The following is a 15,906-nucleotide window of genomic DNA, read 5'->3' as shown; positions in this document are numbered from 1 at the left end:
CGAAATCATCTGATGCATCCGACGTCATCGATCATGGACCTGTGCGGCAGTCGAGGGCAGCCCTTCCGCCTCCTGCTTGACATGGATTAGCGAAACTGACTTATTCCCGTCCAACAGCAGCAGAAAACCCAAACCGTTCGTTCATGTAGAGGGATAGTCGTCGTCGAGTCATTGATGCTGGCGTGACCTCCATCATTGAATGATTCGGGATAAGCAGGACGGGACGATGCTGCGTCCCGAGAGATGGCGCGGGAGAAAGCGCGGTCGATCGGGACGAATACTGAGCCAGGACGTGCTTTCCGGGGCGATGCCGTCGCCCCGATCAGGGAGTCGTGACCCGGATCGGAACAAGGCTCCGCATGCCACAGGTGAACTCCGGGACTTCATTCAAAAGAGGTAGCGCTTCGATGACCACGCAGACCAACGCCACCAGCGATATCGATCCGCCGACCGGCGTGTCCTATGACGCGAAGACCGGCAAGGCCGTCGGTCTCGGCATGAACCTCTACGCGACGGGCTATGGCGGCGCCGAGGTCGCGGTGCAATGGCATCTGCGCTATCTCGGCGACATCTCCAAGATATGGCAGGACTATACCGGCAGGGGGGTCAGCGTCGCGGTCTACGATACCGGCGTGCAAGCTGCCCATTGGGACCTGGCCGCCAACATGGACACGTCCAAGCAACTGGTCGACGATGACGGCAATGTGCTGAGCGGCGAGCCGGTGTTCACCTCCAACGATCCGGAGGATGGCGCGCACGGCACGGCCTGCGCCGGCCTGATCGCGGCGGCGCGCAACGGCCGCGGCGGCGTCGGCGTCGCCTATGGCGCCAGTCTGACCGGCGTGAACGTGTTCGACGAAAAATCCGATGCCTCCTTTCTGCCATGGTCTATTTCCCTGGGCGGGCGCTTTGACGTCATCAGCAATAGCTGGGGCTTCGACCAGGCTTTCGGCGGCGCGATTTTCTCGCGCGACACGGTGGGGGGCTATTTCTGGGGGCAGTCGCAAGCGGTCCGGGTTATCGCGGATAACGGCCGAGACGGTCTGGGCACGATCTTCGTCAAGGCGGCGGGCAATGACGGCCGCGACGGGACCGGGGACGGGCTCAATAACGACCGCCATGTGATAACCGTGGCCGCCTATCGCCAGATCGATGGCGTGGCCTCGTCCTACAGCAACAACGGCTCCTATCTGCTGGTCTCGGCACCCTCCAGCGACAAATATGTGTATGGCGGCACCGGTCTGGTGACGACCGACCTGCTCGGCTGGCGCGGCTATATTTCAGCGGCAATGCCAGCATGCCGGCGGACTATACCGGCAGCTTCGGCGGCACATCGGGGGCGACGCCGATCGTGGCGGGTGTCACCGCGCTGATGCTCGACGCCAATGACGGGCTTGGCTGGCGGGACGTGCGCAACATCCTCGCCGCTTCGGCGAAGATGCCGATCGCCTATGACACCGGGCCGGTGTTCCTCATCGACTCCACTAATGGCGAGACGGATCCGCCGTCCTCGATGAACGAACGCCAGTTCGGACTGGCCGGCCATGCCGCCACCTGGAATGGCGGCGCCATGCACTACAGCACCGATTATGGCTATGGCGCGGTTGATGCCTATAGCGCGGTGCGCATGGCCGAAGTCTGGTCGCTGTTCGGACCGGCCAAGGTGTCGGACAACGAGGTTCATGCGTCCGTCGCCGCCACGGTGGGCCTGACCATGGCCGGAACGAACGCGCCGGTCGACATCGACTGGTATGATCGCCAGCACGACTTCATCAACGCGCCGCTCAGCTTCCAGTTCGAAGTGGGCGACTCCATCAATCTCGAGCATGTCGATCTGGCGATCGATTTCACCGACGTCATGCAGGCTGCCGGCAAGGATTACTTTGTTGATCTTGCCGGTGTCCAGTTCAAGCTGATCGCACCCGACGGCACCGAATCCTTCACATCGCTGGGTGAAGGCGGGTACCAGGCATCTTCAAAGGACAACCATTTCCAGTTCGGCTTCTCTAACTTCCACGGCGTCGACAGTAAGGGAACCTGGACGCTGCAATTCTCGGTGTACAACGAATTGTTCTTTGGTTTTTCAGAGACGCTGAATAAACTGACGATCCACAGCCTGAAGATGGACATGTACGGCTCGGCGCCGACCAGCGACAATGTCTACACCTACACGGATGAGTTCTTCAAAATGGCGGCGATCCCAGGCGAGGATGATCGCCGGACGCTGACCGACACCAATGGGGGCACCGACTGGATCAACGCGGCGGCGGTGTCGAAGGACGTGACCCTGTCGCTGGTCGGCGGCCAGACCACGAGCTTCGGCGGCAAGGCGGCCTTCACCATCGACCGCGACACGGTGATCGAGAATGCGGTGACCGGCGACGGCAACGACGTGCTGATCGGCAACCGCTACAATAATGCCTTGTACGGCATGCGCGGCAACGACGTGCTGAACGGCGGCATGGGCAACGACACGCTGTTCGGCGGCAGCGGCAGCGACCGCTTCATCTTCGACCCGCGCAGCGGCAAGGACACCATCCTCGACTGGTCGCGAGGCGACATCATCGAGACGTCCAAGGCGTTGAAGGGCGTGGGTTCGGACGGCATCCTGACGGTCGGCGCCAACGCCACGCTGCTGCTCGACGGCACGGCGAACGGCAACACGGTGCTGCTGACCGACAAGTCGGGGGCGACGCTCCAGTCGCTGGGCCAGAAGGACGGCTATTACTGGTATGCCTATGTCGCCGACGCGGCCGCGAACGCGGGCAAGGTGGTGCAGGAATTCGCCAGCCACCCCGCCGCCACCGCCGCCGGCACGGTCGACCAGATCGTCGCTGCGTCGAGCGGCAGCGGCGCGGTGAACGACGATGCCGCCGTCTTAGGCGCGCACGACGCGTCGGTGTCCATCCATGCGCTCGATACCGGCTTCTACCTCTACGACAGCATGGCCGGCTCGATGAGCGGCGGCGTCCAGCTCTTCGCCTGATCGGCGGGAGAGGGGGGCGGTCCGTCGTCGAGGGGCGCGGGCCGCGACGATGATCACGACAGCAATGGGAGGGCCATCATGACCATGCAGAGCCTATCGACGTCGCGTTCCGATCCACCCAGGAACGTCTCCTACGACCGGACTACCGGCAAAGCCGTCACGATCAGCATGCCGATCTACGATACCGGCAAGGACGATCCCGAACTGGGGCTGCAATGGCAGCTTGGCTATCTCGGCGACATGGTGAAGATCTGGGCGGACTTCACCGGGCAGGGCATCCGGGTCGCCCCGCTCGATACCGGCGCCCAGGTCGAGCATTGGGACCTGTCCGCCAATTACGACGCGGCGAACAGCCTGGTGCTGGATGGCCGGGTGTACTCGGGCGCGAATTTCTGGGCCGATCACGGAACCGCCGCGCTGGGGCTGGTCTCGGCGGCCCGCAACGGCCGCGGCGGGGTGGGCGTGGCTTATGGCGCCAAGTTCACGCCGATCAACGTCTTCGACTGGAGCGCTCCGACCAATGTCGATGGCTGGAACTTCGTCGCGGTGCTGAAGGCCTGCGCCAGCCAGTATGACGTGCTCAATTGCGAATATGCGCGCCCCGACAATTATGCGATCGCGACCTGGAACTCGCGATCGCAGGGCGGCTGGGCCCGGGGCTATAACGAAGGCTATGCCTATCTGGCCGAACAGGGTCGCGACGGGCTGGGCACGATCACCGTCAAGCCGGCGGGCAATTACGCCTGGGACGGCCAGCGCGATTCGAGCATCACCTCACGCTACCTGATCAATGTGGCCGCTTATCGCCAGATCGACGGCGTCGCCTCGAGCTGGAGCAATTGCGGGCCGAACCTGATGATCTCGGCACCGTCCAGCGACCGGCCGTTTCTCGGCGGCACCGGGCTCGTCACGACCGACCTGCTCGGCGGGGCCGGATATAATTGGTGGGACGACCTGAACGACGATGACCCGAACCTGGCGATGTCGGACTATACCAACGCGTTCGGCGGCACGTCGGGCTCGGGGCCGCTGGTGGTGGGCGTGGCGACGTTGATGCTGAGCGCCAATGACGGCCTGGGTTGGCGCGACGTGCGCACGATCCTGGCGCAATCCGCGAAGATGCCGATCGCGTTCGAGACCGGGCCGGTCTCCTATGTCGGCACCTATAATGGCCGCGAATATGATGTGGCGCTGAACGAGCGCCATTTCACAATCGGCGGCCTGGCCGGGCATGTGAACGGTGGTGGCCTGCATTACAGCAATGACTATGGCTATGGCGCGGTCGACGCCTATGCGGCGGTCCGGATGGCCGAGGTCTGGTCGCTGTTCGGGCCGGCCAAGACCTCCGCCAACGAGGTTCATGCGGCAATCACGACCGAGGTCGGGAAGACCGTGGCGGGGGATCCGACCGCGCGCGCGACCGACGGATCATCGGTCGACCATAGCGCGCAGATGGGGTTCGCTAGGGAGCCGGTGCGCTTCAGCTTCGAGGTCGGTGATGCGATCAAGGTCGAGAATGTCGACCTGACGCTGCGGTTCACCTGCACGCTGAAGGTCGAGGACGCTGATCACGGCCGCGCCCCGCTGGTCTACACCTCCGCCATGGCGATCACGCAACTGGGGCTGATCGCGCCCGACGGTACGGAAATGTTCACGTCCGTGCCCGGCAACTGGACCAGTGTCGGCGGCGCGCAGGAATTCACCTTCGGGCTGGCCAACTTCCAGGGCGTGCTCAGCAAGGGGACGTGGACCCTGGAGTTCGCCACCTATGCCACGGCGACCGATCGCGACGGCAGGCCGGCGATCGCCACCGCCGACCTGACCGTCCACAGCCTGAAGATGGACCTGTACGGGGCGGCCCCGACGACCGACGACGTGTACAGCTACACGAACGAGTTCTTCACCATGGCCGCGATCGATGGCGAGGCGGGCCGGCGGGTGCTGAGCGACACCGATGGCGGCACCGACTGGATCAATGCGGCGGCGGTGTCGAAGGACGTGGCCCTGTCGCTGGTCGCCGGCCAGTCGACCAGCTTCGGCGGCCAGACGGCCTTCACCATCGGTCGCACCAGCGTGATCGAGAATGCGGTGACCGGCGACGGCAACGACGTGCTGATCGGCAACCGCTACGACAATGCGCTGTACGGCATGCGCGGCAACGACGTGCTGAACGGGGGCATGGGCAACGACACGCTGTTCGGCGGCGCCGGCCGTGACCGGTTCGTGTTCGACGCGCGCAGCGGCAAGGACACCATCCTCGACTGGTCGCTGGGCGACATCATCGAGACGTCGAAGGCATTGAAGGGCGTCGGCAGCGACGGCACGCTGACGGTCGGCGCCAACGCCACGCTGCTGCTCGACGGCACCGCCAGCGGCAGCACGGTGCTGCTGACCGACGAGGCAGGGGCGACGCTCCAGTCGCTGGGCCAGAAGGACGGCTATTACTGGTATGCCTATGTCGCCGAGGCGGCCGCGACCGCCGGCAAGGTGGTGCTGGAATCGGCCGCCACCCCTGCCGCCACCGCCGCCGGGCTGGTCGACCAGATCGTGGCGGCGTCGAGCGGCACGGCGAACGACAATGCCGCCCCATCGAGCGCGCATGATGCGACGGGCGTCACCCATGCGTTCGATAGCGGCTTCTACCTCTACGACAGCATGGCCGGCTCGATGAGCGGCGGCGTCCAGCTCTTCGCCTGAGCAATACGGGTCCGGGTGGCAGGATCGACCGCCCGGACCTCGGGGCCCGAGTACGTCCGCGCGACATATGTCCCGTTTCGAGAACTTAAAAGGATAATCCAGGATAAAAACCTGGTTGATGATACGGGGGTCCGCCAATAGCATCTGAATATATCGCGAATAGTCGACGACGGACAGCGCCGGGGCGCGCGTCCTTCCCTTGATCTGGAGAATGATCCTTGCTTCGTTTCGTTGGCGCCGTGTCGATCCTGCTCTGTGCGACCGCGCCGGTTCGTGCCGAGACGCTGGTCGATGCGATCGCCGACGCCTATCGCAACAACCCCCAGCTCCAGGCGCAGCGTGCCGAGCTTCGCGCGCTGGACGAAAGCGTGATCCAAGCCGGTGCCCCCTATCGGCTGAGCGCCGGCCTGACCGCGACGATCGGCTATAATGACCGGCTCCAGCGCAGCGCGATCGATACCGGATTCGCACGGTTCGAGCAGCGATCGATGGGCACGTCGCTGTCGGTCGGGCAGTTGCTGAGCAGCGGCGGGCGCACCGCCGCGCAGCTTTCCGCCGCCGAGGCCGATGTGCTCGCCGGCCGCGAACGGCTCCGCCAGGCGGAGAACGAGATCCTCTACCAAGTGGTCGATGCCTATATGGCGGTGCGGCGCGACGACGCGCTCGCCGAAATCCAGGCGCGCTCCGTCGCCTCCTATGAGCGCCAGGTGGCGCAGGCCCGGGCGCGCGAGGCCGAAGGCGACCTGACCAAGACCGACATCGCCCAGGCCGAGGCGCAGCTGCTGATCATCCGCGCCGCGCTGGCCCAGACTCAGGCCAGCCTGGAGCAGAGCCGGTCGCGCTTCGCGGCGTTGGTCGGGCGCAATCCCGGCACACTTGCCGCGCCGCCGCCGTTGCCCGGCCTACCCACGTCGATTGATGCCGCCTATCACGCCGCCGCGCAGGACAGCCCGCTGCTGTGGCAGGCGGTGCTGACCGAACAGGCCAGCCGCCACCGCATCGCCGCCGAACGGGCCGAACGCAATCCGACGATCAGCGCGCAGGGCAGCTATGGCTATGTCAATCCGCTGGGCTTCCAGACCCGCGACCTGGGCCGCACCCTGTCGGGCGGGATCACGGTGACGATGCCGATCCTGGGCCAGGGCGTGATCGGATCGCGCGTCCGCGCCGCGATCGCGACCCAGCAATCGGCGGCGTACCAGGTCGAGGACACGCGGCGCTCGGTCGCCGCCGGGCTGCTCAACGCCTGGAACCAGACGGTGACCGCGCAGCGCCAGATCGCCAGCGGCGAGGCGGCGGTGGCTGCCGCCCGCGTCGCGCTCGACGGCGTGCGGCGCGGCTTCGCCGAGGGGTTCCGTTCCAATTTCGAGCTCATCGATTCCGAACAGCGGCTGCTCAACGCGCAGGTGCTGCTCGCCAATGCGCGCTTCGGCCTCTACACCGGGCAGGCGCTGCTGCTGGCGCAACTCGGCCGGCTCGATGCCGCCGCGCTGACCCCCGCCGCGCCCCGCTACGACGCCGCCGAGAACCTGCGTCGGCAAAAGGCCGCGCAGGTCGGGCCGTTCGTGCCGATCGTCCGCGCCTTCGACCGGCTCCAAGTGTCGAGCGGCCATTCGCGACCCGCGCCGGTGCCCGCCGCCGGCACCGACGTCCGCTTCGCCCCCGCCTTGCCCGCCGCGGCTGGCGAGGGCGCCACGCTGGCGCGCGCCCTGCCCTTTCCGGTCGAGGGCCGGTCTGATCGCTAGTCTTTGAATCAACAGGAGGAGAAAGCCATGAAGTACAATCTGACGCTCGCCGCCGCCGCCGCTTTCGCTGCGGTCGCCTGCCCTGCCGCCGCCTCGGCCGCCGATTTCCGCTTCACGGTCACCGGCGATTATAGCGCCAGCTGGATCCTGTCCGACACGGCGGAATTGGTCTCGGCCTCCAATCAGGGCTTCAGCATCGCCGATGTCGCCGGCACCTTCCCAGGCTCGGTCGGCGATATCGCCTATCTGGACTTCTTCTCGGCGGGCAATGGCGGCGGCCTGACGATCTGGGACAATGACGTGTCGGTCCAGGATCCGCTCGCGATCCTGGCCAATGGCGCGCAGCTCTACACCGGCACCTATACCGGCCCGGCCTGGACGCCGACCTGGAAGACCGGGGCCTTCGCCTTCACCGGCAATAACGGCACCGGCTCCTACACCCTGACCGTTGCGCAGGTCGCATCCGCCATCCCCGAACCCTCGACCTGGGCGCTGGCGATCCTGGGCATGGCACTGGTCGGCGGTGCGTTGCGCCGTCGCCGGACGCAGGTCACCGTCCGCTACGCCTGATCGGCGGATTTCGGCCGGGGGCGGCGCGCGTCGCCTCCGGTCCCCCCTGGCGGCCCGCTTTTGGATCAGACACGCACCATGAATCACCCCTTCGGCCGTAGCCATCCGGTCGACACCGCCCTGGGCGCGGCGCGCCAGCACCTGGTCTATGCCGCGATCTTCAGCGGCCTGCTCAACCTGCTCTATCTCGCTCCGACGATCTTCATGCTCCAGGTCTATGACCGGGTGGTGCCGACGCGGGGCACGATGACGCTCTATGCGCTGATCGTCATCCTGACCGTGGCGCTGCTGGTGCTGTCGCTGCTCGACCTGGCGCGCATGCGCCTGCTGCTGCGCGCCAGCATCCGGCTGGAGAAGCGCGCGGCCGAGCCGATCCTGCACCGCATCCTGGGCGCGACCACCGCCAGCCCGGGCGAACGCGCCGCCGCGATCCGCAACCTCGACACGCTGCGCGGGGTGATGACCGGTCCGGCGATCCTGGCCTTGTTCGACGCCCCCTGGGCGCCCGTCTATATCTTCGTCTGCTTCCTGCTGCATCCGGCGCTGGGCGGGTTCGCGCTGTTCGCCTCGCTGCTGCTCGCCGGCATCGCGATCACCAGCGAACAGGCGACCAAGCGCGGCGCGGCCGAGGCGCAGGCGCGCGCCGGCATCCAGTCCCGCATCCAGGATTATGCCATCCAGACCGCCGAGGTCGCCCGCGCGCTGGGCATGCGCCAGGCGGTGGTGCAGGTGCAGCTGCGGGACCGCGCCGACCTGGTGGATCGCCAGGCCCGGCTCGCCGCCACCTCGGGCGGCTATCTGGCGGTGACCAAGTTCCTGCGCCAGCTCTTCCAGTCGCTGGCGCTGGGGCTCGGCGCATGGCTGGCGGTGCGGCAGAGCATCTCGATGGGATCGATCTTCGCCGCCTCGTTGCTGGTCGGGCGCGCCCTGGCTCCGGTCGAGCAGATCCTGGGATCGTGGAAGAACGTGCTGGCCGCGCGCGGCGCCTATGCCGGCCTGTCCGAGTTCCTGCGCCGGCCCGACGACACCGCGCCGCGCACCGCGCTGCCGACGCCCAAGGGGCATCTCAGCCTGAGCGGCGTCAGCGTCCAGGCGCCCGGCAGCGACCGGATGCTGTTGCACGACATCGACTTCACCGCCAAGCCGGGCGAGATCGTCGCGCTGGTCGGCCCCAGCGGCGCCGGCAAGTCGACGCTGCTGCGGGTCATGGCCGGCGCGCTCGCCCCCGACAGCGGCGAGGTGCGGATCGATGGCGCCAGCCTGACCGACTGGGACCGCGAGGCGCTGGGCCGTGCGGTCGGCTATATGCCGCAGAGCCCGTCGCTGTTCCCGGCGACGGTGAAGACCAACATTTCGCGCTTCGCCGCCGTATACCTGGGCGGGGGGGCGGAGCTGGACGCGATGGTGGTCGATGCCGCGCAACGCGCCGGCGCGCACGAGACGATCCAGCGTTTCCCGCAAGGCTATGACACGATGCTGACGATCCGCGAGGCGGGCGGCCTGTCCGCCGGGCAGCGCCAGCTCGTGTCGCTGGCGCGCGCGCTGTTCGGCCGGCCGTCGCTGCTGCTGCTCGACGAACCCAATGCCCATCTCGATGTGAATGGCGAGGCGATGCTGATGAAGACGCTGGCGGCCCTGCGCGCACAGGGGACGACGATCATCGTCTCGACCCATCGCAACAGCCTGCTGCAGGTCGCCGACCGGATGCTGCTGCTTCGCGACGGCGCGATCGAGGCGGTCAATGCCCGGCCACAGGCCGGCGGCGGCGGCGGTGTTCCCGGCGGGGTCGTCACCAGCCTGTCGCCCCTTGCCGGATCGGGTCCGACCAGCGCGGCTGGGGAGGCACGGGCATGACCGCGGCGACGCTGTCCGCTCCCCCGATGGCCCCGCAAATGGCCCCCGGATCGGCAGTGCCCGTGCTGGACGATTCGCCGCGGCGCGCGCTGCTGCTCGGTGGCATCACCGCCTTCCTGTTCTTCGTGGTGCTGGGGGGCTGGGCGGCGCTGACTCGGCTCGACGCCGCCGCCTTCGGACAGGGGCAGGTGACCGTCGCCGGCAACCGCCAGCTGGTGCAGAACCGCGCCGGCGGCAATGTCGAGGCGGTGCTGGTCCATGACGGGCAGCAGGTGAAGGCCGGGCAGGTGCTGCTGCGCCTGTCCGCTGCCGAGGCGGTGGCGACCGAGCGGGCGCTGGCGGCGACGGTGATCGACCTCCAGGCGCAGCGTGCCCGGCTGGAAGCGGAGCTGGAGGGGCGGCCAATCCGCTGGCCCGCCGATTTCGCCAACGCCTCGGCCGCCGACCGACCGTTGATCGAACGCGCGGAGCGGCTGCAACTGGCGCAGGTGCGGGCGCGCCAAGCGCTGCTCGGCGCCACGCGCGGCGTGCTCCGCAAGCAGGAGGACCAGGTCGCCGAACAGGCGCGCGGCTATGCGGCGCAGGTCGATGCGACCTCGGTCCAGCGCGCCTCGCTGCGGGCGCAGCTCGACAGCACGCGGCGGCTGGCGGAGCAGGGGGTGGTGTCGCGCAACAGCGTCCGCGCGCTGGAACGCTCGATCGCGGAGCTGGACGGCAGCAACGCCGATTATGCCGCCCGCACCGCCGCCATGCGCGAGCAGATCGCCGGTACCGAGCAGCAGGTGGCCGAGACCGCGCGCAAATTGACCGACGATGCCGCGCAGCAGTTACGCGACACGCAGTTCAAGCTGAACGACGCGCTCCCCCGGCTGGCGGCGGCGCGGGACCAGGTGGAGCGCACCCTGGTGCGCGCGCCGGTCAGCGGCCGGGTGGTCAACCTGCACCTCTTCTCGCCGGGCGCGGTGGTGACGCCAGGCCAGCCGATCCTGGAGATCGTGCCCGACCATGTGCCGCTGATCGTCACCGCGCATTTCGCGCCCGACGACATCGACGGCGTCCGTGCCGGCCGCGAAGCGGAGGTGAAGTTCCTGTCGCTCCACCAGCGCGACCTGCCGATCCTGACCGGCCGCATCCGCACCGTTTCCGCCGACAGCCTGCGCGACGAGGCGAGCGGGGCGAGCTATTTCACCGCCGAGATCGTCGTACCCGACAGCCAGCTCGCCCTGCTGCGCCGGGCGCGGGGCGGCGATACCGGCGTGCATCCGGGCGTGCCGGTGCAGGTGACGGTGAAGCTGCGCCCGCGGACCGCGCTCGATTACCTGCTGGAGCCGCTGACCGAGGCGACGACGCGCTCCTTCCACGAGCGGTAAGCGGACGGCCGACCGCGCCCCCATCGACGGGGGCGCGGCTCCCTGGTGTCTGGCACTCCGGCCCGGCTGGGTTCATCCATGCTGCCAGCCTGGATCAAAACGGGGAACCTTGCCGACGCTTCGGCGCTGGGGCGGGACGGAAACGGAGGCCTCTATGTCGGTGCGTCATTTCGCCATGCTCTATGGCGCGGTCTTCCTGCTGGCGGGCGCCGCAGGGTTCGTGCCGGGCCTGTCGCCGGCGCATATGCATCCGGGCCTGACGGTCACCGCCGCGTCGCGCTTGGCGCTGGGCCTGTTCCCGGTAAATGTCCTCCATAACCTGGTGCATCTGGCCTTCGGGCTGTGGGGCGTGCTCGCGGCGCGCAGCGTGGCGGGATCGATCGCCTATGCGCGCGGCGTGGCGCTGATCTATGCGCTGCTGACGCTCCTGGGCCTGGTCCCGGCGACCGCGACGACCTTCGGCCTGGTGCCTATCTATGGAAACGACATCTGGCTCCACGCGCTGCTCGCTGCCGGCGCCGCCTATTTCGGATTCGTCCACCGGTCCGGACCGACCGCGACCCGGTTTCGCTGAAATCGGCCGCGCAAGCGCTTGGAGGGGCTTCCACTCTTGCCGCACCGTCCATGCCTGTTAGGGTGGCTCCCATGTTGAAGACACGGATGAAGCGGCTGAACACCAGCCGTGAGCGCGCCACAGCGCAACTCGCGGCGATCGAGACTTCGGTGGTCGATCTGGCCGATGAGGATCTACTCGATTTCGCCGATATTTTTCGGTCCAAGCCGGACTCGGTGCTTGGTCAATTGGCCTTGGCGGAAATGAAGAAGCGCAATATCAGCCTCTGATCGCGCTCAAGACTTTTTGCGACGACAACATGAGTATGAATGCATGAGTGATGAACTGAACGCCGTCGAGCTGGCCACCGAGCTGACCATCGCCTGGCTGGGCAACCCCAACACCCGCACGACGCCGGACGATGTCCCGGCCTTCCTGCAGGCGATGCATGAGGCGGTGTCGCGGCTGGCCGCGCCGGCCGAACCCGTCGCGGAATCGTCCGGCCAGGAGCATATGCCGGCAGTCAGCGCCCGCAAGTCGCTGGCTTCGCGCGAGTTCATCATCTCGATGATCGATGGCAAGCCGTACAAGACGCTCCGGCGCCATCTCGCGACGCACGGCCTGACCCCGGACGAATATCGTCAGCGCTATGGCTTGCGCCCCGACTATCCGATGGTCGCGCCCGCGTACAGCGAGAGCCGCAGCGCCATGGCCAAGACGATCGGCCTGGGCCGCAAGAGCAGCCGCGCGGACGAGGCCGGCGACGAATAACATCGGCGAAGCGGTGCGGCCGGGCTGATCCCGGCCGCATCATCGCTGGGGATGGGGCGCGGCCTTGCCGCTCCCGGACCCGACACGGGGAGGATGGCGTCGACCGCCATGCCGGTCCCTGTTCCGCCATCATGCACGGGTCGACGCTCCGCGTCCCCGGTCGGCGGAACCACGAGGTCGCCGGTCTTGCGCGACCATGCGGCCCTTAGCCGCCACGCTGCACGCCGTGGCGACCCGCGACCGCCCGTCACAGACGCAACTGGCCGACGACGGGCTCCCTTCATCCTATCGGTCGGCAAACCCCGCCCATGCGGGCCACAGCGCCGGTAGAGGAGCGTTCCGACAGCAGGTCGGACTGCGGGCTGATCAGCCGCGCGAGGCGTGTCCGGGAACCCCGCAAGGGGGGATGATCACAGAGGGAAAATGGTGCTGCCGGTGAGGATTGAACTCACGACCTCAGCCTTACCAAGGATGCGCTCTACCACTGAGCTACGGCAGCACTCGACCCGTTCGGGTGAGGCGCGCCTAAAGCGGTTCTGGCGGCCATTGTCAAGCCATTCCGCTCGAGGTTAGACGAGAAACATGACCAAGGACGATCGGGCCGCGCGGCTGGCGGCGCAATTGCGCGCCAATCTGAAGCGCCGGAAGGAACAGGCGCGTGGCGAACACGCCACCGCCGCCGTGCGGCCGGCGGGCGAGCAGGCGGACGGGGACGACGCCGGCGATCAGCGTCGGACCAGCGACCCCGCCGCATAGGTGGCGACGCCCGCGGCCTGCCAGGCCGCGAACGACGCGCCGCATCCAATCGCGAGGACGGCCGTCACCTGGATCAGCCGACGGGCGAGCATTTTCCCAAAAGCCATGCCTTCACCTCTCCATCGAGTTGTGGGCCGATGATCTCCGTCACCTTGGCGTGATAGGCATTGAGCCATGAAAGCTCGGCAGGCGTCAATAGGGCCGGATCGATCAGATCGCGCTCGATGGGCGCGAAGGTCAGCGTCTCGAACCCCAGCATGATTCGGTCGGGATCGCCGCCCGCGATCGCGCGCCGTTCGATGCGGACCAGATTCTCGATGCGGATGCCATATTCGCCCGCCTTGTAATAACCCGGCTCGTTGGACAGCAGCATCCCCTCGCGCAGGGGCTCCAGCGCCTGGCCGCCGGGGTAGTTGGGCGCGGCGATCCGCTGCGGCCCCTCGTGCACCGCCAGATAGGCGCCGATGCCGTGGCCGGTGCCATGCGCGAAGTCGAGCCCCGCCTCCCACAGCGGACGGCGGGCGAAGGCATCGATCTGGCCGCCCATCGTGCCGTCGGGGAAGATGGCGGTGGCGATGGCGATATGCCCCTTCAGCACGCGGGTGAAGCGGTCGCGCATCTCCGCCGTCGGCGCGCCGATCGGCATCACTCGCGTCACATCCGTGGTGCCGTCGGCATATTGCCCGCCCGAGTCGATCAGAAAGAGCTGGCCCGGTTCGATCCGCGCGTCCGACTCTGCGGTGACGTGGTAATGCGGGATCGCGCCATGTGCGCCGGTGGCGGAGATGGTCGAGAAGCTCGTGTCGAGCAGCAGCCCCGTTTCCTGGCGGAAGGCGAGCAGGCGCGCGGCGGCGGACAATTCGGTCTGCGACCCGTCCTGCGCCGCGGTCGCGACCCAGTGGAGGAACCGGGTGAGCGCCACGCCGTCCCGCGCGGAGGCGGCGCGGTGGCCGGCGACCTCGACCGGGTTCTTGATCGCCTTGGCCAGGATGACGGGATCGCGGAGCGGCAGCACGCGCGCGCCGCCCGCCTCCAAGGCATCGAAGATGGCGGCGACCGCGCCATTGGGGTCGGCGACCACGGTCCGGCCCGCAAAGCCGCCCAGCGCCGCTGCGAAGCCGTCGCGCGGATGGAGGCGGACCGAGTTGCCCAGATGCTGGCGCACCGCCTCGGTCAGCTTCTCCGGCGCGACGAACAGGTCGGTCGCGCCATCGGCATGGACGATCGCATAGGCGAGCGCGACCGGCGTGTGGTCGACATCGCCACCGCGGATGTTGAGCGTCCAGGCGATCGAGTCGAGCGCGGCCAGCACCACCGCGTCGGCGTCGCGCGCCGCCAGCCAGTCACCGATCTCGGCGCGCTTGGCGGCAGAGCCGACGCCCGCGTGGCGCTCGTCCTGGACCGCCAGCCGCGCGGGCGAGGGGGCGGGCTGGTCGGTCCAGATCGCATCGATCGGGTTGGTCTCGACCGGCACCAGCACCGCGCCCGTGCCGGCGAGCGCCGCCTCGACCTCCGTCACCCAGACGCGGGTGTGCAGCCAGGGGTCGTAGCCGATCCGGCCGCCGGCGGGCGCGTGATCGGCCAGCCAGGCGGCGACCGAGGTGGCGGGGACGCCGACATAGGCCCAGTCGTCGCCCGAGACCTGCTCGCGCACCTGGATGGTGTAGCGGCCATCGGTGAAGATCGCCGCCTCGCCGGCGAGGACCACCGCGCTGCCGGCCGAGCCCTCGAACCCGGTCAGCCAGGCGAGGCGCTGTGCGTAGCCGCCGACATATTCGCTCATATGCTCGTCGGTCAGCGGCACGACGAAGCCGTCCAGCCCCCGGCGCTGGAGTTCGTCGCGCAAGGCGGAGAGGCGGGCGGAATGGATGGACATGGATCGGGCTCGCGTCGGTCGAAAGGGGGTGGTTCGGCCGGCGGGTCTGCCAGTTTTCGGTCGCGGAGGACAGGGGAGAGCAACAGGGGGGAGCGGTCAGGCCGTGTCCTGCGGATGATGCGGCACCAGGATCAGCACATTGTCCTCGACTCGCCAGGATTTCAGCCGCGACAGGAAGTTCATGCCGACGACGTTGACGTCGCCAAAGGCGGGGGAGACCACCACCGGCAGGTCGCGCGCGACGATATTGCCCAGCCGCATCTCGCCCACCGTCGCCGATTGCGCGCGGATCGTGCCGTTGGCGGTGGTCAGCAGCACCGGCACGATACCGTCGCCCACCGCCAGGTCGGCGGCGGCGGCGGTGCGCGCCGACAGCGCGGTGACGGTCGCGCCGCTGTCGACCAGCATCCGCTGCTCGATCCCGCCGATATGCGCGCGGATCCAGAAATGGCCGTCGGGGCTCATGCGGATGCGGGTCTCGCCGCCCTCGACGCGCTGGTCCTCCAGGTGCAGGGCCTGCAACGCCCGGGCGACATAGGGGTCGAAGGTCTGGCGTTGCCCCACCACGACGACCATCAGCATCAGGATCGCCGCCCAGCTCGCCAGCGAGATCAGGGCGCGCAGGCCCGGGATGCGCCGCGCCACCAGCAGCACGACGACGCATGCGAAGGCGATGGCATAGAAATGCGGATGCGTGCCCGGCAGGGGGATCATGCCGCCCGATATAC

General features: G+C 68.1%; 13 protein-coding genes and 1 tRNA gene. 11 read left to right on the top strand and 3 right to left on the bottom strand.

The window, feature by feature from the left end:
- The first annotated feature begins 407 nt into the window (after window positions 1-407).
- From GGQ96_RS17405 to GGQ96_RS17360, 10 genes are all read left to right on the top strand, one after another.
- Window positions 408-1,373 carry a S8 family serine peptidase gene (locus GGQ96_RS17405; RefSeq protein ID WP_184116705.1) on the top strand — a complete coding sequence of 322 codons (966 nt, stop codon included), beginning with the start codon at window positions 408-410 and terminating at the stop codon, window positions 1,371-1,373.
- Entirely contained in the window at window positions 1,298-2,986 is a 1,689-nt protein-coding gene (locus GGQ96_RS21705; RefSeq protein ID WP_184116704.1) for a S8 family serine peptidase, read from the top strand. Before GGQ96_RS17405 ends, GGQ96_RS21705 begins: the two co-directional genes overlap by 76 nt.
- Window positions 2,987-3,064: 78 nt before the next feature.
- Window positions 3,065-5,683, top strand: coding sequence for a S8 family serine peptidase (locus GGQ96_RS17395; protein ID WP_184116703.1), 2,619 nt, complete (start codon window positions 3,065-3,067; stop codon window positions 5,681-5,683).
- Window positions 5,684-5,901: 218 nt separating this feature from the next.
- A complete protein-coding gene (locus tag GGQ96_RS17390; protein ID WP_184116702.1) occupies window positions 5,902-7,428 on the top strand; it encodes a TolC family outer membrane protein in 1,527 nt (508 codons plus the stop codon).
- A 27-nt stretch (window positions 7,429-7,455) separates the two neighbouring features.
- Window positions 7,456-7,998 carry a PEPxxWA-CTERM sorting domain-containing protein gene (locus GGQ96_RS17385; protein ID WP_184116701.1) on the top strand — a complete coding sequence of 181 codons (543 nt, stop codon included), beginning with the start codon at window positions 7,456-7,458 and terminating at the stop codon, window positions 7,996-7,998.
- Window positions 7,999-8,076: 78 nt separating this feature from the next.
- A complete protein-coding gene (locus tag GGQ96_RS17380) occupies window positions 8,077-9,852 on the top strand; it encodes a type I secretion system permease/ATPase (protein WP_184116700.1) in 1,776 nt (591 codons plus the stop codon).
- Window positions 9,849-11,222 (top strand): HlyD family type I secretion periplasmic adaptor subunit, encoded by a 1,374-nt coding sequence (locus GGQ96_RS17375; protein WP_184116699.1) that lies wholly within the window; start codon window positions 9,849-9,851, stop codon window positions 11,220-11,222. Before GGQ96_RS17380 ends, GGQ96_RS17375 begins: the two co-directional genes overlap by 4 nt.
- Before the next feature lie 154 nt (window positions 11,223-11,376).
- Complete coding sequence (locus GGQ96_RS17370) at window positions 11,377-11,796, top strand: DUF4383 domain-containing protein (RefSeq protein ID WP_184116698.1); 420 nt, start codon at window positions 11,377-11,379, stop codon at window positions 11,794-11,796.
- An 86-nt stretch (window positions 11,797-11,882) separates the two neighbouring features.
- Window positions 11,883-12,065, top strand: coding sequence for a hypothetical protein (locus GGQ96_RS17365; RefSeq protein WP_184116697.1), 183 nt, complete (start codon window positions 11,883-11,885; stop codon window positions 12,063-12,065).
- 43 nt (window positions 12,066-12,108) lie between these two features.
- Complete coding sequence (locus GGQ96_RS17360) at window positions 12,109-12,546, top strand: Ros/MucR family transcriptional regulator (protein ID WP_184116696.1); 438 nt, start codon at window positions 12,109-12,111, stop codon at window positions 12,544-12,546.
- Window positions 12,547-12,970: 424 nt separating this feature from the next.
- On the opposite strand, the gene GGQ96_RS17355 is transcribed toward GGQ96_RS17360, so the two are convergent.
- A tRNA-Thr gene (locus tag GGQ96_RS17355) sits at window positions 12,971-13,045 on the bottom strand.
- A gap of 83 nt (window positions 13,046-13,128) precedes the next feature.
- Here GGQ96_RS17355 and GGQ96_RS17350 point away from each other — a divergent pair.
- Entirely contained in the window at window positions 13,129-13,302 is a 174-nt protein-coding gene (locus GGQ96_RS17350) for a hypothetical protein (RefSeq protein ID WP_184116695.1), read from the top strand.
- A gap of 73 nt (window positions 13,303-13,375) precedes the next feature.
- On the opposite strand, the gene GGQ96_RS17345 is transcribed toward GGQ96_RS17350, so the two are convergent.
- Both GGQ96_RS17345 and GGQ96_RS17340 read right to left on the bottom strand, forming a co-directional pair.
- The gene (locus GGQ96_RS17345) at window positions 13,376-15,178 is read right to left on the bottom strand and encodes an aminopeptidase P family protein (RefSeq protein WP_184116694.1); all 1,803 of its coding nucleotides are present in this window, start codon (window positions 15,176-15,178) and stop codon (window positions 13,376-13,378) included.
- 96 nt (window positions 15,179-15,274) lie between these two features.
- Window positions 15,275-15,892 carry a retropepsin-like aspartic protease family protein gene (locus GGQ96_RS17340; protein WP_184116693.1) on the bottom strand — a complete coding sequence of 206 codons (618 nt, stop codon included), beginning with the start codon at window positions 15,890-15,892 and terminating at the stop codon, window positions 15,275-15,277.
- Window positions 15,893-15,906: the final 14 nt, after the last annotated feature.

It is taken from the genome of Sphingomonas abaci (genome assembly GCF_014199625.1).
GTDB lineage: Bacteria > Pseudomonadota > Alphaproteobacteria > Sphingomonadales > Sphingomonadaceae > Sphingomonas > Sphingomonas abaci.
This window is presented reverse-complemented; position numbering and strand designations above follow the sequence as displayed.